Origin of the sequence: Amycolatopsis pretoriensis (assembly GCF_900107925.1) — a bacterium.
GTDB lineage: Bacteria > Actinomycetota > Actinomycetes > Mycobacteriales > Pseudonocardiaceae > Amycolatopsis > Amycolatopsis pretoriensis.
Window position 1 is genome coordinate 291,060 of sequence record NZ_FNUJ01000010.1, and the last position, 23,532, is coordinate 314,591.

The following is a 23,532-nucleotide window of genomic DNA, read 5'->3' on the forward strand; positions in this document are numbered from 1 at the left end:
CGACAGTATCGCCCTCAGCTGCGGCTGGTGGCCTCGCGCCGGGACTTGACCCGCCGGTAGCTCCAGATCAGCAGCGCGAAGAGGATCACCGACGACAGGATCAGGCTCGACCCGGTGCTCCAGCCGGCGAACGGCAGCGACTTCACCGTGCCCCAGACGATCCCCGCCGCCAGCAGCGCCAGCCCGGCCAGCACCGACCCGGCGATCCGCAACGGCGAGGACACGCTCTCCTCGGCCGCCTTCATCGCGCGGTCGCGCACCGGGTCGACGTACCGCTCGAGCGCCGGGAACTCCGAGGCCAGCAGCAGGAGCCCGGCGAGCACGAGCAGCAGCCCGGGGCCGGGCAGGACGAGCAGCAGCACCCCGACCAGCAGCAGGACGGCACCCGCCACCGTGATCAGGATCCGCTTCGCCTGTTTGCCGATGCCCACTGGGCGTCTCCCCTCGTTTCGTCCGATTCTTCCTGGTCGCGGCCTCGCGTGCCACTCACGAGGACCCGTGCCCTGGCCACGGCCACGGTCAGGCCCGCCAGCGCGACCACGCCGAGCGCGACGACGAGCCCCGGCCAGACGTAGAGCACCTGCGCGTAGGTACCCCGCCGGCCGGCGAATACCCACCCGAGCAGCTGCGGCAGGAAGGCCGGCGGGACGAGCGGGAGCAACGGCGGCACGACCCGCCACCACCGGGGCTTCCGGCGGGCCCGCCGGACCCCCAGGACGGCCAGTCCGACCGCGATCACCACCAGCGCGACGAGGACCCAGTCGGCGATCACCCCGGCGGGCAGCGCGGGCTCCGGCGCCCCGCCTTCCAGCAGGCTCGCGAGGCCCTGGGCCAGCAGTTCCGCCTCGTTGTCGAGCGCCATCCCGGTGTTGGCCACCACGGCGACGCCGTAGCCGCCGGGCAGCAGCACCTGCGCGGCAGTGTGGGAGAACCAGTCCCCGGTGTGCGACGCCCGGCCGTCCCGGACGCGCCAGCCCAGCGCGTAGTCGTGACCGGGTGCCGGGGTGTGCGCCAGCCGGACCGACTCCGGGGTGAGCACGCCGCCACCATCCCGCTGGGCGCGTAGCCACTTCGCCAGGTCTTCCGCGGTGCTCAGGACGCCGTGGCTGCCACCGGTGAACCAGTCCGGTTCGGACACCGGTACCTCGAACCCGAAGGCGCGGACGTACCCGGCGGTCCCGGGCGGAGCGTCCACGGAGGAGCTGGCGGACATGCCGAGCGGCGCGAACAGTCTCGTCTTCAGGTACTGCGCGAACGGCTGCCCGGCGACGACCTCGACGATCCGGGCGGCCACTTCGTAGTTCGGGTTGTGGTAGTGGAACTGCGTCCCGGGCTCGCTCGCCAGCGGTGCGTCCTTCAGCCGCGCGACGGCCTCGGCGAGGGTGTGCGGCTGCGACAGCGCGAGGTCGGGGAAGGCGGAATCGGCCATCCCGGACGTCTGGTCCAGCAGCATCCGGACGGTGATCCGCGCACCGCGGGCGTCGGCGAGCCGAAAGTCCGGCAGGTAGCGCGTGACGGGCTCGTCCAGCTCGAGCTGGTTGTGTTCGACGAGCTGAAGCACGGCGAAGGCGGTCATGGACTTGCTCAGCGACGCGATCGGCAGCGGCGTCGACGCGGTGATCGGCGCGCCGTCTGCGTCGTGGCCGTAGCCGGCGGCGCGGACGACGTCCCCGTCGTGGGTGACGGCGACCGCGGCACCGGGCAGGCCGGTGTGGTCGAGGTAGGCGCGGACGTACTCGTCGACGTCGGGCCGCTGCCCGGCGGCGGCCGGGGTCGCGGTGGCGAGCAGGAGCGTCGCGAGCAGGAGGAAAAGCCTGGTCATGGCGGTGAAGGTAGATCTTTTGCGGGTCCGCGGGCCGCTGCCGGACGACGTCGGCCACCCCCGACTTTCGGCAGGGTCTTGACAATCCGGCTATATTCAACGCGTTGGTTGATAAAAAGATTGGTTGATAAAGATGCCGGTTGACGAGGAGGCGCTGGACCGGGCGTTCACCGCGCTCGGCGACCCGATCCGCCGGGCCCTGATCGCCCGGCTGTCCCGCGGCGAAGCGACGGTCAACGAGCTGGCCGAGCCGTTCGCGATCACGAAGCAGGCGGTGTCCCGGCACATCGGGGTACTGGAGCAGGCCGGCTTGATCACGCGCAGCCGCGACGGCCAGCGCCGGCCGTGCCACCTGGTGCCGTCCGCCCTCGAAGCGCTGACGAGCTGGATCGACACGTACCGGCTGGCCACCGAACGCAGCTACCGGCGGCTCGACGCCGTCCTGGAAACCTTGGAGGAATCGCCGTGAGCACCACGATCACCGCCCGGCCGGGAACGCCGTTCATCGAGATCACGCGCGAGTTCGCGGCCCCGCCGTCGGCGGTCCTGCGCGCCCACACGGATCCCGAGCTGCTGGTGCAGTGGCTGGGCCCGCACGGGATGGAGATGGAGCTAGTGGAGTTCGACGCGAGATCAGGGGGTGGTTACGAGTACATCCACCGCGATTCCCGCGGCGAGTACCGCTTCCGCGGCGTGTACCACACGGTGAGCGCGGACCGGATCATCCAGACGTTCGAGTTCCTGGGCGCCCCGGGCGAAGTGACGTTGGAGTCGATGACGTTGACGGACCTCGACGGCCGAACGCGCGTGGTGACACAGTCGGTGTTCCCATCGGTATCGGCGCGCGACACGGCGTTGGAGAGTGGGATGAGCCGCGGGATCACGGAGTCGTTCGAGCGGCTCGACAAGGTGCTGGGGGACTGAGATGCCCAAGGTCGTCGCGAGTTTCTGCATGTCGCTGGACGGGTTCGTGGCACGCCCCGACGATTCGGTCGGGCCACTGTTCGACTGGTACACCGCCGGGGACGTCGAGGTCCCAATGGTGGGGTACCCGACGACATTCCGGGTGTCGCCTTCCAGTGCGGCGTACTTGTCGTCCTTTTTGGACATGGTTCGCGGCAGCGCTTTCGTCTGCGGGCGACGGGTTTTCGACTACACCCAGGGGTGGGGTGGACGTCCTCCTGGTGGGGGCGCGGCCTTCGTCGTCACTCATCGGCCTCCGCCTTCTTGGTCGTCTTCCGTTCTTGCGCCTTTCACTTTCGTTCCGGACGTAGCCCGGGCCGTCGAGCTGGCTGCGGCTGCCGGGGATGGGACTGTCGGGGTCTCGGGGCCTTCCATTGCCCGGCAGTGCTTGGAACTTGGGCTTCTCACTGAGGTTCGGATCGATCTTGTTCCTGTGTTCTTGGGTTCGGGGGTTCCTTACTTCGCTGGCCTCTCCCCTTCCTGCGCTTCGCTTGAACAGGTTGAGGTCGTGGTCGGGTCTGGCGTGACACACTTGGTTTACCGGGTCCATTACCCGCAGTCTTGAAGATGCCGCATCGATTCCCCACGCTTCGGTGCCTCTGGCGGACTTCGCTGGACCACCCGTTCGTGTGGTGATCATGCGTTCGAAGTCGGCTAACCTTGTTTTATGGCAACGGAAGCGGCGTGGAAAGCGGATGCGATGGCTCTGGCCGATCGCATCTCCACTCTGCTTACTGTAGTGCGCTCCGCCGAGGCCGAGATCGGTGCGTTGCTGGCGGAGATCGAGTGCCGTGGGGTGATGGAGCTCTTCGGCTACCGCTCTGTCGCGCGTCTCTTCGAGCACCTGGCGGACGTCCCGAAGTCCGCCGCTGAAACGGTCGTCAAACGAGCCCGCTCCCTCCACCCCGGCCACCACCTGGACAGCCCTCCCGCAGTCGCCCCCGCCACCGCCGCCGCGGCTGCCGAGGGCCGCCTGAGCAACCCGATGATCGACACCATCGTCGGCGCCTTAACGCAGATCCCGCCCGAGCACCGCGAGGACGCCGAGCAGCACCTGCTCACCTTCGCTGACGAGGCAGGCCACAAGCAGGTCGCCGCCCTCGGGGCTCGCATCATCGCCCACCTCGACCCCGACGGCCCCGAACCCGACACCACGGAACCCGCCATCCCCAACCGGGAACTCTCCCTACGCCGCAAAAGAACCGGTATCTGGGAGCTGCACGGCCGTTTCGACGACGAAACGGGTTCTCGGGCCAGCACCCTCCTGGACGCTTTGGCCGAACGCCGCACCACGGACGAAGGCGGCGACCACCGTTCCCCACAGGAACGCTACGGCGACGCGTTCTCCGACGCGATCGATCTGGCCCTCAACGCCCCGACGCTGCCGATGCAGGCGGGCGAGCGAGCCCACGTGATGGTCGCACTCCACCTCAACGATCTGAAGTCCGCAGTCGGCCAGGCAACACTCGGCGACACCGGCACAATCACGGCAGCCGAGGCCAGAATCCACGCCTGCGACAGCATGATCATCCCAGCAGTGCTAGGCGAGAAAAACGAGCCACTAAACCTGGGCCGCCTCCGCCGCCTGATCTCAGCGGGCTTACGCCGAGCGCTCTACCTGCGCGACCGAGGTTGCGCCTTCCCGGGCTGCCACCGCCCACCCCGGCATTGCCAGGGCCACCACATCCGCCACTGGGCCGAAGGCGGCCCGACGGACTTGGACAACCTGGTCCTGATGTGCGCCCACCACCACCGGTTACTGCACCGTTCAGGCTGGGAGGTCCGCATCGCCACCGACGGCCTTCCCGAGTTTCTCCCACCGGCATTCTTGGACAAGCGCCGAAAACCCAGGCGCAACAACCTGCACCAGCCACTGCCGTTCGCGGCTTGAGACAACCGAAGATGGCAAAGGCCCGCAGCCACCGGCTACGGGCCTACACCCACGTCCAGATCAGGAACCCGCCCCAACACACGAAGTCCGCTCATCCCACCAGAATTCCCAGCCGGCACGCCCCTCCCCCGAGCAGGGCAGTCAACAACGCCGCTCCGACCAAACGCCAACAGACAACGACTCCGCTCCCCGAACCCCAACTATCCGAGCACACCCACCGGCTGACAGAGATCCACCCACCAACACTGGCCACACCGACCACCAGCTACCAGCTACCGGCACCAGTCCTAGAACCGCAGCCGCCCAGCAGCGCAGCGACCCCGGCCGCACTCCCCGTCCTCCGCCCGCCGCTCCGACTGGAAGCCATCGGGCACCGACTCCAGTCCCGGCCCCTGCGCACCCCAGCGACACCGACCGCCTACAGAGCTGCCCTCGCCAACGCCAGCCACCTACCAGCTACTGGCACCGATCCCCGCAACGGCCCAGCGGCGCAGCAACCCGGCCGCACTTCCCCGCCTACAACTGCCGCTGCAACCGAATGCCATCCGGCACCGCCCCCGTCCCGGAACCCCCGCAACACAACCCGCCTGCAGGACTCGACTCACCAACGCCAGCCACCTCGCCTGCCGGCTACTGCCACCAGTCCCCGCAACCGCAGGTGCCTTCGCAGCGAAGCGACCCCAGCCGCACTTCCCGCCTACCGCCGTCGCTCCGACTCAAAGCCGACCAGGCGTCAACTCCAGACGCAAGTCCGCAGCAACCCAGCAACTCCAACCGCCTACAGAGCTCCGCCCGCCGGCGACACCACGCGGCACGCCACCAACCAACCGCAGGCAGCCCCTCCAGACCAGGCCGGCGAGCCCCCACCACCCGGTAGAGCCACCCCGGCAGACCATCTCCAGCTCAGCCGGCAGCACAGCACCACCACCACCACCACCGACCCGAGCCTCACCAGTCAGTCACTCCGACAGCGATCGTCGCCGCCCACCTGCAGAAAGCCACGCCGACCAGCCAGCGGCCGACCAAGCCCCGCCAGTCAGTCACTCGGCAGCTCTTCCCGGCAGCGACCATCGCCGCCCAGCGGCCGGCCGAACCATCAGCCGGCCACCGAACCCCTACTCCCCCACCTCAGCCAAAAGCTGAGCAAAGGGAACAAACCCCGCCCCCTCATCACCACCAACCCGACCATCCACAGCCGAAGCCAGCTCAGCCCCGGCCTTCTCGATCCGCCGCTGCAAGGCCCCCTCCCCGCTCCCCCAATCCGAAGAAGCGGCATAAACCCCCGTAGCCACCGGATCCGCCTTCAAGTACCCGAACAACGGCCGCAACTGGTAGTCCAACACCAACGAGTGCCGCTCGGTCCCGCCAGTGGCACCCAACAGCACCGGCTTCCCCACCAGCGAGTCCGCGTCCAGCACGTCGAAGAACGACTTGAACAACCCGCTGTACCCGGCCGTGAACACGGGAGTCACCACGATCAGCCCATCAGCGGAGACCACCGTCGAAATCGCCGCCTGCAGAGCCGGACTCGGGAACCCCGTCAGCAGGTTCTTGGTCACGTCCAGAGCGACGTCCCGCAGCTCCACCACCGAAACCGTGGAACCGGGAGAAGCAGCCACCGTGGCCGCCGCCAGCCGATCCGCCAGCAACCGGGACGACGACGGCACCGACAACCCCGCCGTCACCACCGCGAGCTTCATTCCGACACCTCCGAGAACGACGACGAAGACAAAGAAGCGTGCGTAGGCGCCTCGGGCACGTGAGCCGGCCGCATGGAGTCCAGCTCCTTGCGCAGCACCGGGACCACCTCCGACCCCAGCAGATCCAACTGCTCCAGCACCGTCTTCAGCGGCAACCCCGCGTGGTCCATCAAGAACAGCTGCCGCTGGTAGTCACCGAAGTGCTCGCGGAACGTCAGCGTCTTGTCGATGACCTCCTGCGGGCTGCCCACCGTCAACGGTGTCTGGTCGGTGAACTCCTCCAGCGTCGGCCCGTGGCCGTACACCGGTGCGTTGTCGAAGTACGGCCGGAACTCCTTCCACGCGTCCTGCGACCTCGGGCGGATGAACGCCTGCCCACCCAGCCCGACGATCGCCTGGTCCGCCGCACCGTGGCCGTAGTGCTCGAAGCGCTGTCGATAAAACGCGATCAGCTGCTGGAAGTGGGACGTCGGCCAGAAGATGTGGTTGGCGAAGAAGCCGTCTCCGTAGAACGCGGCCTGCTCGGCGATCTCCGGACTGCGGATCGACCCGTGCCACACGAACGGCGGCACCCCGTCGAGCGGCCGGGGCGTCGAGGTGAACCCCTGCAGCGGGGTGCGGAACTTGCCGGACCAGTCGACGACGTCCTCGCGCCACAGCCGGCGCAGCAGGGCGTACTTCTCGATCGCGAGGGGGATGCCCTGGCGGATGTCCTCGCCGAACCACGGGTACACCGGGCCCGTGTTGCCGCGGCCCATCATCAGGTCGACGCGGCCGTCGGCCAGGTGCTGGAGCATCGCGAAGTCCTCGGCGATCTTCACCGGGTCGTTCGTCGTGATGAGCGTCGTCGATGTCGACAAGATGATTTTGGACGTCTGCGCCGCGATGTACCCCAGCATCGTCGTGGGTGACGACGGTACGAACGGCGGGTTGTGGTGCTCGCCCGTCGCGAAGACGTCGAGGCCGACCTCCTCCGCCTTCAGCGCGATGCGGACCATCGCCTTGATCCGCTCGTGCTCCGTCGGCGTGGTGCCGTTGGTGGGATCGGTCGTGACGTCGCCCACCGAAAAGATTCCGAACTGCATGACCTGACTCCCTTCGCGAGCCCCATCTTACATGCGCGTTCAACTACTTCCAAGCAAGAGATATTCCGGCCGTCAATGCCCTGGAGGGCACCAAGTAAGGTCAAGGACATGGACGCGGAGCTCGGTCGGCTGGGTCTGGCAGAACGTTCGGTACGACTTCTCACGGGCCGCGACATCTGGGGTTCGATCACCCCATTGCTCGCGCCCCGCCGGAACCTGGTGGCGGCCTTCGGCCACGTCGGGCCCGGCGCGGCCGCCCTGTTGCCGCTGCAGCCCGGCGACACCCTGATCACGGACGCGAGCCTGGACACGGTGCTGTCCGGCGCGACGAGCCCGCACGCCCTGCTGCACTGGGTGAAGGCGGGCGTGATCGTGCACTCGCTGCGCGGGCTGAACGCGAAGCTGGTGATCGCCGAGGATGACCCGTCGTTCGTGGTCGTCGGCTCGGCCGACGTCACCGCCGCCGGGCCGCGGCAGCTGTTCGAGGCGGTCACGCTCTCGCACGAGAAGCACACCGTGGAAGAGGCCCAGGAGGCCTGGCTCGAGTGGTGCGACCTCGCCGGTCCCGCGCTGACGGCGGGTGACCTGGAGCCGCTCCTCGAGCAGTACGGCGCCGGCAAGCCGGTCACCGCGCAGCGTCCCGCGGCACCCGCGCGCCCGGCGGCGCCGAGCCGTCCGGTGGTCACCAGCCGCCCGGCCACGCCGGTCCGGCCCGCCGCCGCGACACCGCCGCCGTCACCGGTCCGCCCGGCCGTGCCCGCGCCGTCGCCGGTGCGCCCGGCCGCTCCCCCTTCCCCGGTGCGCCCGGCACCGGCCGAGACCGCCGCGCCGACCGAAACGGACACGCCCGCCGCCGCCCAGGACTCGCCCGCTCCCGAGGAGACCCCCGCGGCCACCAGCGCGACCTCGGAACCGGTTGCGGCGGCCGAGCCCGAAACCGCCGAGGTCGAAGCCACCGACGTGCCGCGCCCGAACTGGCCGCGCCCGGCGGAGCTGTACCTCGTCAGCCTCGTCGAAGGCGGCGAGCCGTCGGCCGAAGCCGAGTACCGCCTCGAAGAGCTCTCGCGCGAGTACACCCACCCCGGCGAGAACGGCGAACTCCCGTTCCGCGTCGAGCTGTTCTGGGCCGACGACGGCCAGGGCCAGGACCCGCCGCGCACGCTGCGCGCGGGCGTGCACGTGATCCGCGTCTACAGCCAGAAGCAGGGCCGGGCCCTGGTCGGGTCGCGGATCGAGGCCCCCGGTCTCGTGCTGCAGGCCTACACCGACGAGTTCGCCTACCCGCGCCGCACGTACTGCTACATCCTGACCCGGGAGCCGGCCGCGCGGCCGGCGTTCGGCGACCTCCGCAAGGGTCTCGCCACGATCGGCGAAAAGCCGAACTTCCGGAACAGCTTCCAGGTCCCGCGGAAGATCGAAGCCCTGCTGAGCCTGTGGCCCGACCTGGGGTACGACGCCCGTTAGGGGGCGGCGCGCGCCACACCCGGGGCGACAGGGCGCGGAAACTGTCGGGGCGGGCGGATATCCTGCAGTACGGTGCAGGCCAGTCCGCACCGCCACCAGCACTTTCGCGAGCCACGATCCGGGAGAACGACCCTGTGACTGCCGAGACCTTGTACGGGGCCGATGACCTGACCCACCTCGAGGGTCTCGAAGCCGTCCGCAAACGCCCCGGGATGTACATCGGTTCCACCGACAGCCGGGGCATCAACCACCTCTTCTCCGAGGTGGTGGACAACTCGACGGACGAGGGTGTCGCCGGCCACGCGACGAAGATCGTCGTAACCCTGCACGCCGACGGCAGCGTCCAGGTCGACGACGACGGCCGCGGCATCCCCACCGGCACCCACGCCAAGTCCGGTTTGTCCGGCGTCGAACTGGTGCTGACGCGCCTGCACGCCGGCGGCAAGTTCGGCGGCTCCGGCTACAAGACCTCCGGCGGCCTGCACGGCGTCGGCGCTTCGGCGGTCAACGCGCTGTCGCACCGCTTCGACGTCACGGTGAAGCAAGAGGGCAAGGTCCACCAGATGTCGTTCAAGCACGGCATCCCCGGCACCTTCGACGCACCCGGCCCGAAGGCGAAGTTCACCCGCCGGTCCGGGCTGAACCTCGTCGGCAAGATGAAGCGCGGCGAGCGCTCGGGCACGTCGATCCGCTACTGGTACGACGCGCGCTACTTCGAGTCCGGCGCGGCGCTGGACGTCGAGGGCGTGCGGGCGAAGCTGCGCAACACCGCTTTCCTCGTCCCGGGCGTCACGTACGTGCTGCGCACGGCGATCGAAGACACGATCAACGAAGAGACGTTCCACTTCCCGCACGGCCTGGCCGACATGGTCGACTTCCTGACCCCGTCGGGCGACAAGCCGGTCTGCGGCACGCTGCTGATCACCGGCGAAGGCACGTACAAGGAGAACGCGGCCGACGCCGCCGGCGTCATGCAGTCCAATGTGGAGCGTCACGCCGAGGTCGAGGTGGCGCTGCGCTGGGGCACCGGCTACGAGCGCACGGTCGAGTGCTTCACCAACACGATCCGCAACGTCCACGGCGGCACGCACCGGCGCGGCTTCGACCGCGCGGTCACGAAGGCGTTGCAGGAGGCCATCTCCAAGACCCGCGGGCTGCTCAAGCCCAAGGAGGACATGCCGACGATCGAGGACGTCCTCGAGGGCATGACCGCCGTCGTGCACGTCCGGCTGCCGGAGCCGCAGTTCACGTCGCAGACGAAGGACGAGCTGTCCACCGCCGGGATCACCCGGGTGCTGCAGGGCATCGTCGACAAGCACGTCAAGGCCTGGACCGAAGACCGCAAGACGAAGTCCGAAGCCAAGGTCGTGCTGCAGAAGGTCGTCGACGCCGCGCGCGTCCGGCTGACGCAGAAGCAGCAGAAGGACGCGGCAAGGCGCAAGACCGCGCTCGAAGGCGCGGCGATGCCGCCGAAGCTGGTCGACTGCCGCACCACCGGCGTCTCGCGCAGCGAACTGTTCCTCGTCGAGGGTGACAGCGCGCTGGGGTCGGCCCGGATGGCGCGCGTGTCGGAGTACCAGGCGCTGCTGCCGTTGCGGGGCAAGATCCTGAACGTGCAGAAGGCGTCCCTGGGCGACACGCTGAAGAACGCCGAGATCGCGTCGATCGTGCAGGTCCTCGGCGCGGGCACCGGTCGCACGTTCGACCTCACGACCATGCGCTACGGCCGCGTGATCCTGATGGCGGACGCGGATGTCGACGGTTCGCACATCCGCACGCTGCTGATCACGCTGTTCGCGAAGTACATGCGCCCGGTGATCGAGGACGGCCGGCTGTACGCGGCGATGCCGCCGTTGCACAAGCTCGTCACGAAGGGCCGCAACCCGGAGACGCACTTCACCTACACCCAGCAGGAGATGGAGACGAAGTTCGCCGAGCTGGAGAAGGCCGGCAAGAACATCGTCACCCCGGTGCCGCGGTTCAAGGGTCTCGGCGAGATGGACGCCGACGAGCTGTGGGAGACCACGATGAACCCGGCCACCCGCTCGGTCCGCCGGATCACCATGGACGACGTCGAAGCCGCCGAAGGCGCGCTGGAACTGCTGATGGGCGAGAAGGTCGAGCCCCGGCGGAACTGGCTGGTCGCCTCCTCGGACCGGATCGACCGCGAAGCCATCGACGCGTAATTTTTCTTAGCTACCAAGGAGTTCTGCCGTGGCACGCCGCAAGGGCACCACCACCAAGGTCGATCCCAGCGCGTTCGACTCCCCCGGGGCGCACGTCTTCGACAACTCGCTGAAGACCGAGATCGAGGACTCCTACCTGGAGTACGCGTATTCGGTCATCCACTCGCGCGCCCTGCCGGACGCGCGGGACGGGCTGAAGCCGGTGCACCGCCGGATCCTGTACTCGATGAACGAGAACGGCTACCGCCCGACGCACGCGTACGTGAAGTCGTCGCGCGTGGTCGGCGACGTGATGGGCAAGTACCACCCGCACGGTGACGTCGCGATCTACGACGCGATGGTGCGGCTGGCGCAGGACTTCTCGCTGAACGTCCCGCTGATCGACGGCCACGGCAACTTCGGTTCGCCGGACGACGGCCCGGCCGCCTCGCGGTACACCGAAGCGCGCATGTCGCCCGAGGCGATGCAGCTGGTCGGCGAGCTCGGCGAAGACACCGTCGACTTCCGGCCGAACTACGACGGTTCGCTCGAGGAGCCGTCCGTGCTGCCCGCGGCGTTCCCGAACCTGCTGGTGAACGGCACGTCCGGGATCGCGGTCGGGATGGCGACCAACATGATCCCGCACAACCTCGGCGAGGTCATCGCCGCGGCGCGGTGGCTGATCACGCACCCGTCCGCGACGCTCGACAAGCTGATGGAGTTCGTGCCGGGCCCCGACCTCCCGACCGGCGGCAGCCTGCTGGGTCTCGACGAGGTCCGCCGCGCCTACGAGACCGGCCGCGGCGTGGTCCGGATGCGCGCGAACTGCGAGACCGGCCCGCTCGAAGGCAGCCGCGGCCGGCAGGCGATCACCGTCACCGAGCTGCCCTACGGCGTCGGCCCGGAGAAGGTGATCGAGAAGATCACCGACGAGGTCAACAAGTCCAAGCGGCTCACCGGCATCGCCGACGTCAAGGACCTGACCGACCGCGAGAACGGCACGCGGCTGGTCATCGAGTGCAAGGTCGGTGTCAACCCGCAGGCGCTGCTCGCGGACCTCTACCGGCTGACGCCGCTGGAGCAGTCGTTCGGCATCAACAACCTGGTGCTCGTCGACGGCCAGCCGCAGACCCTGGGGCTGAAGGAGCTCCTCGAGGTCTTCCTCCGGCACCGCTACGAGGTCGTCACCCGGCGGACCAAGTACCGGCGGCGCAAGCGCGAAGAGCGGCTGCACCTAGTCGACGGCCTGCTGATCGCGTTGCTGAACATCGACAAGGTCATCAAGCTCATCCGCGAGAGCGAGAACGCACAGGCCGCCAAGGACGGCTTGATGACGCGCTTCAAGCTGTCGGAGATCCAGGCGACCTACATCCTCGACACCCCGCTGCGCCGGCTGACCAAGTACGACCGGCTGGAGCTGGAGTCGGAGCAGGAGCGGCTGCGCGAGGAGATCGCCGAGCTGTCGAAGATCCTCGACGACGAGTCCGTGCTGAAGAAGCTGGTCTCGGCCGAGCTGGCGAAGATCGCGAAGGACTTCCCGACCGAGCGCCGCACGTCCCTGATCGACGGTGACCTCAAGGAGGTCCTGGCCGCGTCGAAGCCGTCGGGCCCGCTGGAGGTCACGGACGACCCGTGCCAGGTGATCCTGTCGGCGACCGGCCTGGTCGCGCGCACGGCGGCGGAGTCGGAGGAGTCGACGGAGACGCGCCGGCGCAACGGCCGCGTGAAGCACGACGCCGTGGCGGCGGTGGTCCACACGACGGCCCGCGGCCAGATCCTGCTGGTGACGAGCCGCGGCCGCGCGTTCAAGACGGACGTGCTGCCGCTGCCGGTGCTGCCGGAACAGGCGGGCACGGTCTCGTTGCGCGGCGGCATGGCGGCGCGCGAGCTGGTCCCGCTGGAGAAGGGCGAGACGGTCGTCGGCATCGCACCGCTCGGCGAGCAGGCGGCGGGGTCCCCGGGCCTGGCACTGGGCACCCGCGCGGGCGTGGTGAAGATCTGTTCGCCGGAGTGGCCGGTCCGCTCGGACGAGTTCGAAGTGATCTCGTTGAAGGACGGCGACGAGGTCGTCGGAGCGACGTGGTTGACGGACGGCACGGAGACGCTGGCGTTCATGACGTCGGAGGCGTCGCTGCTGAAGTACGCGGCCTCGCTGGTCCGCCCCCAGGGCTTGAAGGGCGGCGGCATGGCCGGCATCAACGTCGGCGCGGGCACGGTGGTTTTCTTCGGAGCAATCCGCACGGACGACGACGAGCACGGCGAGCCCCTGGTGATCACCTCGACGGGCGCCAGCGTCAAGGTGACGCCGTTCAGCGAGTACCCGGCGAAGGGCCGAGCCACGGGCGGAGTCCGGGCCCAGCGGTTCCTGAAGGGCGAAACGGCTTTGCGAGTGGCGTGGATCGGCCCGAGGCCGGCCGGAGCGGCGAAGAACGGCGACCCGGTGGAACTCCCGGAGATCGACGTCCGCAGGGACGGTTCAGGCCACGCCCACCCAGGCCCGGACGTGGTAGGCCACCTCATCGAGCGCGACTGACCTGTTCCGGGGTGGCTCGACGCCGGGTCACCCCGGAGACCGGTCAGGCTCGCTCGGACATGGCGACGCCGAACAGCGGACAGGCCGGTGGCCGGTCCGGCGTCGCCGGTAACACCCGGTCGCAAAGCGCGCGCGGGCATTGGTGCATTGCCGTCGGGCCGGGGAAACTCTCGTCCTCGAACTCGCCGTGACGGATCGTCTGGTCCAGTTCCGCGGCGACGAGCCGGGCGATGTCCGCTTCGAGGGCGTGCCAGCCGGCGAGCGTGTCCTCACCCGCGCGCGTTGCCGCGACCAGTGCGTCGAAACGAGGCCGAAGCGCGAACCAGTTCGCGTCGCCGCCGATGCGTCGCAACCGGCCGCACACCGCCGCCCACTCCCGGCGGTGGGACTGTTCCGACATACGACCTCCGGTGTTTCCGCCGGTGACGGGACCTCGGTAGGGTGTCCAGCCTACGCAGCGACGCCTCGCCGGGGAGGTTCAGGTGGCCGATGCCGAGATCCTGACCGGTGGGGTCGATCTCCCGCCCGAACGAAGGGGCATGATCCGGCACGCTTTGCAGCGGATCGGCCGATCCGGCAACGGCTGGCACGGCCCGGTCGAGATGATCGAAATCACCCGGCTGATCGACGCCGGCCGGAGCGGTGCCGTCGTCGTCGAAGTCGCCTTGCGAGCCGGCGCCGAATACCGGCAACGGGTCGTGAAAATCGGCCCGGCCGCCGAAATGGCCACTGAATACGCCAATTTCCGGAAATACCTGGTGGAATACCCGGCGACCGTGTGCGCCCCCGTCCAGGAGGCGACGCCGGGAGCCGTGGATCCCGCCGCACAGCAGGACGGCGTGGTCGAGGCCGTGGCGTACGCGCACGTCGCCGAGTACGCCGGCCGGCCCCGGATCCCCGCGCCCACCCTGGAAGACCTCGTCCGCGCCGCGTTCGACGACCCCACCGAAGTCCGTGCGGCCCGGCGGATGATCGAGCAGTTGTTCACCAAGTTGTCGACCCCGTTCCACAACCGCCGCAGTCCCGTTCCGGAAGCGCGGAGCCTGCGCGATCTCAATCCTTCGCTCGGCCCTGACGTCGTGCTCGATCCCGGCTCGGTGCGTGCGGAGCCGGTCTATGCCGACGACGTCATCGAAGCTTCCTTCGGCAGCGGGCAATTCACCGTCGGACAGGAACTGCGCGTCGCGGATTCCGGTGGAGGAGAGATCCGGGTCGAAACGCCAGACGGGATAGCCTGCTTCGCCGGCCGAGTGGTCCAGACCCGGTTCACCGAGCAACGCCGGCGGCTCGACGGCGCTTTCACGACCATTGACCGGTCCGTCGATTCGGTGGTCGCCGACAGGGTGCGGACCGCCGATCCCGCCGGTGGCCTCCGTCCCGCGCTCACCGATCCCCGGTTCGGCCGCGTGCGCGGGGTCGTGCACGGGGATCTGAACGCGCGCAACGCGATGTGCGTCGAGGGCCAGCCGATCTTGATCGACTTCGCCATGACGACCGGCGACCGCCCCGTCCTGTCGGACGCCGCGTGGCTGGAGATCAGCCTCCTGCGTGACGTCTTCGCCGAGCTGCCGTACGCGGATCTCGTTCGCCTTCAACGCTTCCTCGCCCTCACCACCCGGTTCCGGCCGTACGTCGCCGATGTCGCCGAGCTCGAAGCGGTCTTCGACGGCCTGCTCGAAGGACAGGCACTCGTCGCCTTCCACCTCCTCCACGAGATCCGCACCCAGGCCCAGCGCACGTTCCCCGAAGCGGACGCCTGGCTCGATCACCTGGCCCAGCTGCACCTGTCTGCGTACCGCACGGTCAAGTGGGACACCCAGCCCCCCGGCGCGCTCCGTGCGGTGCACGCGGCCGCCGCGGTGGCCACCGAGTGGCTGGCCGCCGAAGATCCCTTCGCGCACTGGGACGACCTGCCGGAACTCCTCCGCCGCCTTTCGCCGATCACCGGCCTCACCCGGCCGGACGCCGTGACGGCGGTGGTCGGGCTGCTGACCGCGGTGGACCAGCGGCATCCGGGTGGCGAAGCACCCGACGTCGACGAACTGCGCGACCGCTTCGTCCGTGCGTACTACCTCGAGCAGGCCCGCGAACTGGTCGTGGAACTCTCGCGTGAACACGAAACCTTCCACGACACGATGGTCACCCGCTCAGTGCAGACGGCCGTGCTGACCGGCGGTCCTGGCGCCGGGAAGTCACGGCTGCTGCGCGAGCTGGCCTTCCGCGGTGCCCTCGACATCGCCCGCCCCGGACCGCGGGCGAAACCGCTGCGCATGCCCGTCCTCGTCTCCGCAGTCGATCTGGTGACGAGTGCCGAGCCACCGGACCTGCCGTTGCCTCCCGGAACACTCGTGCTCGGCGCCGTTCACCTCCTGCTCGACGGCCTCGACGAAATACCGGCCGAAGACCGGAACCGGATCGCCGCGTGGTCCCGGTCGCTCCTGAGCCGGTATCCCCGGATCCGGCTGACCATCGCGGTGCGCAACCGGACCTGGGCAGCCGACGCGTTCGACCTCCCGGTGCTGGAGCTGGAACCGTGGAACGACGCCGAGATCGGCTGGTACCTCAACGGGTTCCCCCTCACGGCGAGCGAGCGGGATGAGATCAAGAAGGGCATCCTCGAGCTGCACCGTGCCGATTCCACCGCGCCGCCGGGATTGGTCACCATGGTCGCCGAGACAGCCTTGACAGCCCGGGTGCCGATGCCCCTCGAGAAGGTCTACGAGAAGTACTTCGTCGACGACCTCACCGAGGAAGCCGTGGCGGCACTGGCGTCCTTCGCCGCGGCGAGCGTCGGCGCACACCGGCCGGTGGTGCCCACGATCGACGTTCACGCCTTCTTCGATCGCGGGATTCTCGAACCGGATGGCGAGGGGGCGCGGTTCATCCGGCTGGCCGAGCGGGACTTCTTCGCCGCACAAACCTTGCAGGTGCCCGGCGACCACATCCGGCAGCGCGCCCGCGTGTTCGCCTGGCGCGACCCCTGCCTGCTCGCCGCGCGGCTGCCCAGTACCCCCGACGAGGTCGTGGACCTGATGGTACGCAGTGTGCGCACCGCCGATCCCCGGTTCGCGGCGCGGCTTTTGGCGTTCCGGCCGGCGATGAGCCTCGATCACGTGCGGACCTGGACGGCGCTGCTCGCGGACGCGACCGCCGGAGCGCACGCGCACCGGGTGGCGGCAGAAGCCTTGGTGCTGACCATGGCCCCACCGGCCTGGCAGGCTCTCGCCGACCTTCTCCTCGCCCGGACGACACCCGTCACGACGCAGGTCGAGGTCCTCGGGGTGCTCTCCGAACCGCACATCTTCCAGCACCGAACGCACCGGGTGTTCGGGCCCTGGCTGCGTCAGGTCCTCGCCGCGGTCCTGACCGGGGAGTACGCCGCCGACACCCAGGTCGCGGCCATGGCCCTGATCAGCGGGCGGATCCGGGGTCTCGAAGTCCTGCTGGCCGACCTGCTCCGGTCCGCCGGGCACCGGGTCGCCGTCGCGGCCGACGACGTGCTGCGCTCGTTCGACGTGCTGGTACCACGCCACCTGGACGAAATCCGGACGACCGTGCTGTCGGCACGCCTCGCCGAAGTCGAAGCACAGCTGCCGGCACTGTCCGGCGCCGGGACCATCCGTGAGGCCAACGAACTGCGGCTGAGGCTGCTCGAACGACTGCGGGACGGGCCGGAACTCCTGCGCCGGAGGTACTCCTACGGCATCGGGTCCGCGGTCGGTGATCTCCTCGAGGGCACGGAGCCGGAGAGCCCGGAGAACCACGAGGCCCTGGTGTTCGCCGCCCGGGCGGACTCACCGCTGGACCGCCTCCTGATCGCCGCCGCGGCGGTGTCGTCACCGGCCACCGTCGACCACGCGGCGAAAGTGGTCGCGGACCTCGCCGCCGTCGTGGAGGCGGACCGGATCGAAGGGCTGGCCGCCCTCGGGCAAGCCGTGTACCAAGCCGACCGGCGACGCGGCTTCGTCGCGACCCGGCGCGCGGCACGGGTCCTGCGCGACCGCGGTCTCGCGGCGCGCTGGTATTGGCCGTGGAGCACGATGCTGGCCCACACGAGCCCCGCGCCCGCCGAACTGGATCAGTTCCTCGCCGAAGGACTCGACGGCGCGCTGCAGGAACTGGCGGGCTACGCACCGTCGTGGGACGGATCGCGCACCGCGGCACCACTCCTCGGCGCCGCCGCACGCGAGTACGTCTTGGCCGACGGGCACGACGACACGGAATGGGTACTGGCCGTCGCGGCGGCCCGGCTCACCGGCACACTTTCCCGAGTACTCGAAATCGCCGGGAACCGTTACATCGCTACAACGGTCGAGACCATTTCCACCGGCCGTTACGGAATCGTTGAAGTGGCTCCGCACGCCCGGGTCCTCGCCGCACTCGGCGGCCTGGCCCGGGAAAGCGCGGACCCGTCCAGCGCCCATCGGCTGCTCGACGGATTCGACACCGCCGGGTTGCCGCCCAGCGTGGCGGCCGGACGGCTCGCCGGGCTGGCGTTCCTCGGCGACTGGGAACCGTTGCTCCGCGCCGCACCAGGTGATGGCGGTCCGCTGGACACCGCGTCGCGCCAAGCGATCCGCGTCTGGGCACCGGGCCCGTGCACGCCGGCCGGCCTGCGCGATCCGGGCGACGTCGCGGCGCGGCTGAGCCGGCTGCGAGCCGAGCCGGGAATAGGGCCGGAACGCCGATCGCTCCTCGACGAATTGATCTACGAAGCGGAACAAAAGCACGGGGAGCTTTTGGCACCGTGAGCACGATTGGGCCGAACGGGTTGTAACGCCGGCGCCATTTCCGGCGAGCTTGGTGGGTGAAACAGGCCACTCCGCAGGGGAAGGGGCGAGGTCGCCCATGGTCGTCCGCGATCGGCTGCCGTCCGGCAGGGGGATGTTCGCCGCGTTGGCGCCGTCCACGGTTTCGAGCCTCGTCCAGGTCGGCGCGGAACGGGTGTACCGCCCCGGGGACGTGGTGGTACGCGAAGGCGAGTCGACCACCTTCGTCGTGCTCCTGCTGGAGGGGTGCGTCAAGGTGACCGCGACGACCGCCGACGGCGGCCGCGCCCTGCTGGCGGTCCGCGGCGGCGGGGAGCTGGTGGGCGAACTCGCCGGGCTGGACGGCCAGCCGCGGTCGGCCACCGTGACGGCGGTCGGGCGGCTGCGCACCCGCGTGATCGGCCGCGCGGAGTTCCAGCGCTTCCTCATCCGCCACCCGGACGCGGCGATGGCGGTCAGCCGGATGGTGGCCGCCAAGCTCAGGTGGTCCACGCAGCGCCGGATCGACTTCAGCGGGTACGACGTCCCGGCGCGCCTGGCGCGCATCCTCGTTTCCCTCGTCTCGGCCTACGGCGCGCTCACCTCCCGAGGCTGGGAAATCGGCTTTCCCATCACCCAGCCCGAACTCGCCGCGCTGATCGGCGCCGCCGAGCCGACCGTGCACAAGTCGCTCACCGAACTGCGGCACCGGAAGGTGCTCGACACCGGGTACCGCCGGATGACGATCCTGGACCTCCCCGCGCTGCGCCTGGCCGCCGGCCTGACGTCCTAGCGGCGCGGCGGAATCGCCGGATCCCGTGCCAGCACGGGATCCGGCGCGGTGCGGCGCGGCACAGTGCTTTCGGTGAGCGTCGAGAAATGGCCGTCCCGTTCCCTGCTCGGCAGGCTCAGCCGCCGGGCCCGGGAGGCGTTGCTGCAGCTCGGCACCCCGATCGGCTACGACGCGCACCAGCGCATCATCCGCCAGGGCGATTCGGCGCGGCACACGCTGCTCGTCCTCGAGGGCCTGGTCAAGATCGTCGTCGACACCGAGCGGGGTCGTGACGTCGTGCTCGCCGTCCGGGGCCGCGGCGACCTGCTGGGGGAAATGGCGACGCTGGAACGGCGTCCGCGCGCGGCGCACGTGATCGCGTGCGTGCCGGTCAAGGGGCGGATCATCCACAGCCCGGACCTCGGCGACTTCCTCGAGCGGAGCCCGGACGCCTGTCTGGCGGTGGCCCGGGTGCTCAGCGAACGGCTGCGGGGTTCCGACCGCCGCGGGATCGACTTCATGGTCTGCCCGGCGCCGGTCCGGGTCGCCCGGGCACTGCTGGAGGTCACGCAGCGCTGGGGCGAAACCGTGGAGGTCGGCCGGGGTCTCGTCATTCCCCTATCGCAAAAAGACATCGCCTCGCTGGCCGGGACGGGGCTGAGTTCGGTGGAGAAGGCGTTCCGGCTTCTCGAAGAAGCGGGCGCGCTCGACCGCCGTTACCGGCGAGTCCTGGTGACCGATCTGAGCCGGCTGCGGCGATTCGGCGAACTTCCTGACGAGATCCCGTACTAGTACGGGGTCGGCGATCGCGTTCTGTCACAGAGTGGGTGCCGTCATTCTTCCGCCACCGCCATTGGCAGGGACTTCGCCGCACCGGCTGTCGTCCTTCCGGGCGAGGGGCGCCTGTGCCGAAAGGGTTCTCGATGCCGACTCCCCGTGACAGGTTCCTGCAGGTGCGCAACGCGGTCAGCGGGCTCGGCGGGCGCCGGGCCGGGCCGGCCCCGGGCGAGGACGTCTTCGCCCGCGCCCTCCCGGAAACCGTGAAGCTGACCGAGCACTACAGCTACGAACAGGAGCTTTCGCGCAACGCCTCGACCCGGCGCAGCGCGCCGCCCAGCGGCGAGATCGAGATCGTCGTGCCGTTCGACGGGGCCGACCACTTCACCCGCCAGGCCTGCGACGACGTCGCGAGGGCGTTGCCCGGGCTGCCCTCGGGCGAACCGGTCAACGCGCTGATCGGCCACGTGGTCTTCGCCGGCCACCAGCAGACCGACCTGGGCGAAAAGCTCGGTCTCGACGACACCTACGGCGCGCTCCCGATCCGGGTTCCGGTCACCGGAGAGGGCAGCCCGGGCGGGGTGGACGAACTGAGTGGCGACCGGCACGCCTGCGTGATCAGCCACGACTACGCGCCGAAACCGGAGCTGCTCGGGGTGATCCCGATCGACGTGCAGGTGGAACTGCTCGACCCGGACACCGTCGACGAATACCGGATCGCGGCGACCGGCGACGGCGGGGTGGACTTCTCGAAACTGAGCCAGCAACCGAACTTCGAGTCGTTCCTCTGGCTGGTCCTCAAGGTCCGGCTGGTGCTGCCGTGGAAGGAGGAGCGCGACCGGCCGAGCCCGGTGATCGATCGGATCTCGCTCGACTGGCCGTCCATCACGTCCCTGCGCGCGCTCACCCTCATCCTGCCGGAAAGCGGCCAGAAAGCGCCGCCGATCATCTACAACCCGGTCGAACGCAGCATCGAGTGGCGGAACATCCCGATGCACGCCGTCGCGCCCACCAAGGGGCGTGAGGACGAACTGGAGTTCACCACCGAGGCGATGGCGCTCTCGATCGAGCAGCCGGGCGAGCTGTACCAGCAGCCGAGCCTCGACGGCCGGGTGGAGGTCAAGGTCCCCGGCTACCTGCTCTCGGGCATGCGGACCCGGTTGTTCGACGGCACCGGGCGGAAGACCGACCTGGACGGCCACGAAGAGGTCAGCTGGGTCGGGACCCGGATGCAGCTCATCCTCGACGACGCGTTCGCGCGGCGCACCCTGAAACCGCACCAGCACCTGTACTTCGACGAGGTGATCCCGGAGGACGCGCGGATTGCCGACATCGAAAACGCGTTGCGCACCAGGGGTTTCACCGTCGGCTTCCGGCGCGTGTCCGACGACGGGACGAAACGCCAGTGGGCGGGCACGGCCGAACGGGCGGAAGGCCCGGAGAAGATGACCTTGACGCTCTACGTCGAAGGAACCCGGCACGAGACCGAACGTCAGATCCGCCGCGGCGGCCAGACCTTCACCACCACCTTCCCGAGCGGCGAGCTCAGGTTGTTCATGCACGGCGCGCTGCCGCGGACGAGCGGGGCGATCACCCGCGAGATGAACGCTCTGCACGCCGTCATCCGCGACCGCTTCGCCCGCACCCGCGCCACGCACTGAACGCCACGAGAGGGAGCCGAAATGTCGATCAGGATCCGGTCCCGGGCCCCGCGGACCCGGTGCCACCGCTGCGGATCGCCGGAGATCGCGGCACTGTGCCACCACTGCGGCCGGCCGCTGTGCCAGCGGCACCGGTCGGGAACGATCATCACCAGCGAGTTCGCCGGGCTCGGCTTCCAGAAGGCCGAACCGCAGCACTGCGACGAGCACCGGCACGTGGTGAAACCGCCGATCCGCAAGTACGCCTTCGTCGGCGGCGGCGTGGCGGCCCTGGGGTTCCTGCTGATGTTCGCGTCGGTGGCCGTCGGGCTCGTCCTGCTCCTGGCCGGGCTCGCCGCCGGGGCGCTGATCTGGTGGGAGGACCACCGCCGGGCCGTCGCGGCGTTCGAGAACCGGCCGAAGCTGCCGGTGGTGCCGAGCATCGATTCCGTGAAGGTGCGGGAAATCGTGCAGGGCCGGCTCACCCTGGACGAGCGGGGCGCCTACCACAGTTCGGTCACGCCGGTCGAAGGCGGCATCACGCTGGACATGACCTTCGGCCGCCCGGACCAGGACCGCTTGCGCGACTACCGCACGAAGTTCCGGCTCGACCCGGCGCAGGACGTGGAGTTCTCGGCCGGGTACGCCGTCCTGCTCGGCCGGGCCGGGCTGGAGTTCACCGACCGCACGTTCACGCCGCCGGTGCTGCCGCTGACCGGGCTCGTCCACCAGCACCCGTTCCTCGCGACGCCGGAGAGCCGCGCCGGCGCCAAGTGGCAGCTCGAGCTCACCCACCGGCTCACCAGTGAGCTGGAGGTCGACGCGTTCCCGCTGTGGCTGACGCCGGCTCTGGTGCCCGAGTCCGACCAGCGGGCGCTGCAGCTGGACCTGCAGTGGCTGGGCAACTGGCCTTCGGAGGAGGCGAGCCTCGAAGCCGACAAGGTCGAGCGGCTGAGGCTCTACGTCCCGGCGTCGTGGGGGAACGTCGAGTACGTCTCCGAGAGCGCGACGATCGGCGGCCAGGCCGACCCGGTCACCGGCGGCCGGCTGATCGAATGGAAGCAGCTGCCGCTGGGGGCACGGGCCGATCACCGGCTGACCCTCTCGGTCCGGTTCGAGGACCGGATCCGGCTCACCGACGTGATCACCGGTTCGCTCAAAGTCTCCTTCAAGGGGGCGCTTTCCGGGCTCGCAGGCGTCGAGGTCTACCACCCGATGGGCGGGCGCCGCAGCGGCCGCGGCGACAGCGAGGTGAAGACCGAGGTCACCGCGGACATCTCGCTCAGCCTGAGCGGTGTGCGGTACCAGGACGTGCGGGTCGTGCCCGATCAGAAGAAGGACGATCTCCTGGCCCGCCCGGAAAGCCACGAATATCCCGGGGTGATCCCCGACCACGAGACGTTGATCGCGCTGACGAACGCCATGAGCGACAGCGACTACTACGTCAAGTGGGTGATCGGGCACGCGCCGCGCAACGGCGACCGGGCCAACGCGCTCAACCGCGCGTGGGACATCGGTGGCCGGCTCTACGAAGGCGTCTACCCGGTCGACTTCTACGTCGGGCTGACCGGCGAAGAGGTGTACGGCGGGGACATCCACGCCGAGGCCGGCAACAGCAAGGTCCGGCTCTCGGTGAAGGGCGCCTTCGCCAGCGACGAGATGGAGGAGCGCATCGAGTCGGTCTGGTACGGCCTGCACGACATCGTCGGCGAAACGCTGAAGGCGCGGACGCGGGCGGAGCCGCCGGGCCGGAACCACCAGCGCGGGTACCGGCCCCCGAAGGGCGCCGAGCCGGCGGACGACGACCGGGCGAAGGCGCTGCTCGACCTGCGACGGCGGCGTAAGGACTTCCAGCAGGCCGTGGCGCAGGGCCGGATTTCGGAAGAGCTGTTCCGGCAGTTCGACGCCGAGATCGAGCGCGAGATGGCGGAGCTGAACCGGGCGGACGGCCCGTGGGACGGGGAGAACTGAC

16 protein-coding genes are annotated in these 23,532 nt (G+C 69.7%); 11 read left to right on the forward strand and 5 right to left on the reverse strand.

Going from position 1 to position 23,532, the window contains the following annotated elements:
- Positions 1-14: 14 nt before the first annotated feature.
- Together BLV96_RS38740 and BLV96_RS38745 are read right to left on the reverse strand one after the other, a co-directional pair.
- The gene (locus BLV96_RS38740) at positions 15-431 is read right to left on the reverse strand and encodes a PGPGW domain-containing protein (RefSeq protein ID WP_086681844.1); all 417 of its coding nucleotides are present in this window, start codon (positions 429-431) and stop codon (positions 15-17) included.
- On the reverse strand, positions 398-1,822 hold the full coding sequence (locus tag BLV96_RS38745; RefSeq protein ID WP_244180804.1) for a serine hydrolase domain-containing protein: 1,425 nt from the start codon (positions 1,820-1,822) through the stop codon (positions 398-400). Before BLV96_RS38745 ends, BLV96_RS38740 begins: the two co-directional genes overlap by 34 nt.
- 133 nt (positions 1,823-1,955) lie before the next feature.
- Between BLV96_RS38745 and BLV96_RS38750 the strand changes: the two genes are divergently transcribed.
- The 3 genes from BLV96_RS38750 (at position 1,956) to BLV96_RS38765 (ending at position 4,676) form a co-directional block, all read left to right on the forward strand.
- A complete protein-coding gene (locus BLV96_RS38750) occupies positions 1,956-2,291 on the forward strand; it encodes an ArsR/SmtB family transcription factor (protein ID WP_091390185.1) in 336 nt (111 codons plus the stop codon).
- Positions 2,288-2,746 carry an SRPBCC family protein gene (locus BLV96_RS38755; protein WP_211293477.1) on the forward strand — a complete coding sequence of 153 codons (459 nt, stop codon included), beginning with the start codon at positions 2,288-2,290 and terminating at the stop codon, positions 2,744-2,746. The genes BLV96_RS38750 and BLV96_RS38755 overlap by 4 nt, the downstream gene beginning before the upstream one ends.
- 706 nt (positions 2,747-3,452) lie before the next feature.
- Positions 3,453-4,676 (forward strand): HNH endonuclease signature motif containing protein, encoded by a 1,224-nt coding sequence (locus BLV96_RS38765; RefSeq protein ID WP_091390188.1) that lies wholly within the window; start codon positions 3,453-3,455, stop codon positions 4,674-4,676.
- Positions 4,677-5,791: 1,115 nt separating this feature from the next.
- Here the strand turns inward: BLV96_RS38765 and BLV96_RS38770 are convergent.
- Both BLV96_RS38770 and BLV96_RS38775 read right to left on the reverse strand, forming a co-directional pair.
- Positions 5,792-6,376, reverse strand: coding sequence for an FMN reductase (locus BLV96_RS38770; protein ID WP_086675462.1), 585 nt, complete (start codon positions 6,374-6,376; stop codon positions 5,792-5,794).
- Positions 6,373-7,461, reverse strand: coding sequence for an LLM class flavin-dependent oxidoreductase (locus BLV96_RS38775; RefSeq protein ID WP_086675461.1), 1,089 nt, complete (start codon positions 7,459-7,461; stop codon positions 6,373-6,375). The genes BLV96_RS38770 and BLV96_RS38775 overlap by 4 nt, the downstream gene beginning before the upstream one ends.
- Before the next feature lie 108 nt (positions 7,462-7,569).
- Between BLV96_RS38775 and BLV96_RS38780 the strand changes: the two genes are divergently transcribed.
- The 3 genes from BLV96_RS38780 to BLV96_RS38790 all read left to right on the forward strand — a co-directional run bounded on the left by BLV96_RS38780 (position 7,570) and on the right by BLV96_RS38790 (position 13,623).
- Complete coding sequence (locus tag BLV96_RS38780) at positions 7,570-8,925, forward strand: hypothetical protein (protein WP_086675460.1); 1,356 nt, start codon at positions 7,570-7,572, stop codon at positions 8,923-8,925.
- A gap of 134 nt (positions 8,926-9,059) precedes the next feature.
- Positions 9,060-11,111: a DNA gyrase/topoisomerase IV subunit B gene (locus BLV96_RS38785; RefSeq protein ID WP_091390190.1), complete on the forward strand. Its 2,052-nt coding sequence runs from the start codon at positions 9,060-9,062 to the stop codon at positions 11,109-11,111.
- A 28-nt stretch (positions 11,112-11,139) separates the two neighbouring features.
- The gene (locus tag BLV96_RS38790; protein WP_086684859.1) at positions 11,140-13,623 is read left to right on the forward strand and encodes a DNA gyrase/topoisomerase IV subunit A; all 2,484 of its coding nucleotides are present in this window, start codon (positions 11,140-11,142) and stop codon (positions 13,621-13,623) included.
- Between the two features lie 43 nt (positions 13,624-13,666).
- Here BLV96_RS38790 and BLV96_RS38795 read toward each other — a convergent pair whose 3' ends face one another.
- The gene (locus tag BLV96_RS38795; protein ID WP_143051084.1) at positions 13,667-13,975 is read right to left on the reverse strand and encodes a hypothetical protein; all 309 of its coding nucleotides are present in this window, start codon (positions 13,973-13,975) and stop codon (positions 13,667-13,669) included.
- Between the two features lie 130 nt (positions 13,976-14,105).
- On the opposite strand from BLV96_RS38795, the gene BLV96_RS38800 reads away from it, so the two are divergent.
- The 5 genes from BLV96_RS38800 to BLV96_RS38820 all read left to right on the forward strand — a co-directional run bounded on the left by BLV96_RS38800 (position 14,106) and on the right by BLV96_RS38820 (position 23,531).
- Positions 14,106-18,374 carry a hypothetical protein gene (locus BLV96_RS38800; RefSeq protein ID WP_143051085.1) on the forward strand — a complete coding sequence of 1,423 codons (4,269 nt, stop codon included), beginning with the start codon at positions 14,106-14,108 and terminating at the stop codon, positions 18,372-18,374.
- A gap of 97 nt (positions 18,375-18,471) precedes the next feature.
- Entirely contained in the window at positions 18,472-19,164 is a 693-nt protein-coding gene (locus tag BLV96_RS38805; RefSeq protein WP_091390192.1) for a Crp/Fnr family transcriptional regulator, read from the forward strand.
- Between the two features lie 72 nt (positions 19,165-19,236).
- Complete coding sequence (locus tag BLV96_RS38810) at positions 19,237-19,935, forward strand: Crp/Fnr family transcriptional regulator (protein ID WP_143051086.1); 699 nt, start codon at positions 19,237-19,239, stop codon at positions 19,933-19,935.
- Between the two features lie 131 nt (positions 19,936-20,066).
- Positions 20,067-21,581, forward strand: a complete 1,515-nt coding sequence (locus tag BLV96_RS38815; RefSeq protein ID WP_143051087.1) for a hypothetical protein — start codon at positions 20,067-20,069, stop codon at positions 21,579-21,581.
- A 21-nt stretch (positions 21,582-21,602) separates the two neighbouring features.
- Entirely contained in the window at positions 21,603-23,531 is a 1,929-nt protein-coding gene (locus tag BLV96_RS38820) for a hypothetical protein (protein WP_086681306.1), read from the forward strand.
- The last annotated feature ends 1 nt before the right edge of the window (position 23,532 follow it).

Bases quoted from the DNA above. Each gene is read 5' to 3' on its own strand.
- BLV96_RS38815 (WP_143051087.1), top strand. From the start codon at position 20,067: ATGCCGACTCCCCGTGACAGGTTCCTGCAGGTGCGCAACGCGGTCAGC.
- BLV96_RS38765 (WP_091390188.1), top strand. From the start codon at position 3,453: ATGGCAACGGAAGCGGCGTGGAAAGCGGATGCGATGGCTCTGGCCGAT.
- BLV96_RS38805 (WP_091390192.1), top strand. From the start codon at position 18,472: ATGGTCGTCCGCGATCGGCTGCCGTCCGGCAGGGGGATGTTCGCCGCG.
- BLV96_RS38750 (WP_091390185.1), top strand. From the start codon at position 1,956: ATGCCGGTTGACGAGGAGGCGCTGGACCGGGCGTTCACCGCGCTCGGC.
- BLV96_RS38770 (WP_086675462.1), bottom strand. From the start codon at position 6,376: ATGAAGCTCGCGGTGGTGACGGCGGGGTTGTCGGTGCCGTCGTCGTCC.
- BLV96_RS38820 (WP_086681306.1), top strand. From the start codon at position 21,603: ATGTCGATCAGGATCCGGTCCCGGGCCCCGCGGACCCGGTGCCACCGC.
- BLV96_RS38745 (WP_244180804.1), bottom strand. From the start codon at position 1,822: ATGACCAGGCTTTTCCTCCTGCTCGCGACGCTCCTGCTCGCCACCGCG.
- BLV96_RS38775 (WP_086675461.1), bottom strand. From the start codon at position 7,461: ATGCAGTTCGGAATCTTTTCGGTGGGCGACGTCACGACCGATCCCACC.
- BLV96_RS38780 (WP_086675460.1), top strand. From the start codon at position 7,570: ATGGACGCGGAGCTCGGTCGGCTGGGTCTGGCAGAACGTTCGGTACGA.